The 1,336-nt window shown below is 70.6% G+C and carries 1 protein-coding gene and 1 pseudogene; both read left to right on the top strand.

Annotation, left to right across the window (positions count from 1 at the left end; translation table 11 throughout):
- Positions 1–198: pseudogene (locus ABEB28_RS42310) on the top strand (methyl-accepting chemotaxis protein); the annotation flags it as partial.
- A gap of 110 nt (positions 199–308) precedes the next feature.
- Positions 309–1,336, top strand: a 1,028-nt coding sequence (locus tag ABEB28_RS42305; protein ID WP_345733964.1) for a HAMP domain-containing protein, incomplete at its 3' end; no start/stop codon positions are given.

The following is a 1,336-nucleotide window of genomic DNA, read 5'->3' as shown; positions in this document are numbered from 1 at the left end:
ACCGCCACCACCAACGAGATGAATCGCAGCATCAGCGAGGCCGCGACCGGCTCGGCCAGCATCGCCGACAACATCGCCGGAGTCGCAGCCGCCGCACAGACCACCACGTCGACGGTCGCGGAGACGCAGCAGTCGGCCGAGGAGCTGGCCCGGATGTCGTCCGACCTGCAGGCCCTGGTGAGCCGCTTCCGCGTGTGAGCGACGCCGGTTCCGCGGCGGTGGTCTGCCTCAGAAGTCGTTCGTACCAGTCGATGAGGGGTCCAGACGACCCGTCGGCCGCTGTGGCCCTGTGAGTTGAGGACATCGCCATGACCACTCCGTTGCAGACCGCACCCTCGGGGCCGTCCGGGAGACTGCGGAATCTGTCCGTGGGCGCGAAGGTGCTCTCCGCGGTGCTCGCCGTGGCGCTGATCGCGCTGATCACCGGCGGGCTGGCGTGGCAGCGGCTCGGCACGCTGGACGACGAGGTCCAGGGGATGAAGGGCACCAACATCTCCCGGCTGAACAACCTCGTGAAGCTGGAGCACGGGCTCTCCCAGCAGTACCGCAACCTGCTGCGTTGGCGGCTCGCGACGACCGACGCCGATCGGACGCAGTACGAGCAGGCGGTCAAGGGGAGCCAGGCGGCGGTGGACGCGGCCGGCCAGGCCTACGTGGCGACGCCGGATCCGTCCGCGGAGTGGAGGACGCAGGTCGGAGCCTTCGACGCCGCGTGGACGAAGTACAAGGCGATGCTCAACAATCTGTTCTTCCAGGACCCGCTTCCGGCCGGCGTCACGATGCCGACCGGGGCGGCGGTGGGCGCGGCGTTCTCGGAGGTCGAAACGACCATGACCGAAGCGGTCGACGCGCTGACCACGCTGGAGAGGTCGCAGGTCGAGGAGGCGGCCACGGACGCCCATGAGGCCGCGAACAGCGCGAAGACGCTGATGGTGATCGTCCTGGTGGTAGGCCTGGTGCTCGCGGTCGCGCTCGCGCTGTGGATCGGACGCAGCATCGCCCGGCGGGTGGCGGCCGTCCGTGACGTGCTGGACAGCGTCGCCGACGGTGACCTGACCCGGCACGCGCCGGTCGACTCGCGGGACGAGGTCGGCGTGATGGCCGTGGCCGTCAACCGGGCCACCGAGTCCATCCGGCAGACGGTGGCGGCGCTCTCGGCGTCGGCCCGGACGCTCGCGGACTCCTCGCAGCAGCTCTCGGCGTCCGCGGAGGCGATCGCCGGTACGGCTCAGGACACGTCCGCGCAGACCAGTGTGCTCGCGTCGGCGTCGGAGGACGTTTCCCGGAGCGTCCAGACGGTCGCCGCGGGCACCGAGGAGATGGGTTCGGCGATCCG

This window comes from Cryptosporangium minutisporangium, from assembly GCF_039536245.1.
Classification (GTDB): domain Bacteria; phylum Actinomycetota; class Actinomycetes; order Mycobacteriales; family Cryptosporangiaceae; genus Cryptosporangium; species Cryptosporangium minutisporangium.
The sequence above is the reverse complement of the archived record's forward strand: the minus strand, read 5'-3'. Positions and strand labels throughout refer to the sequence as shown.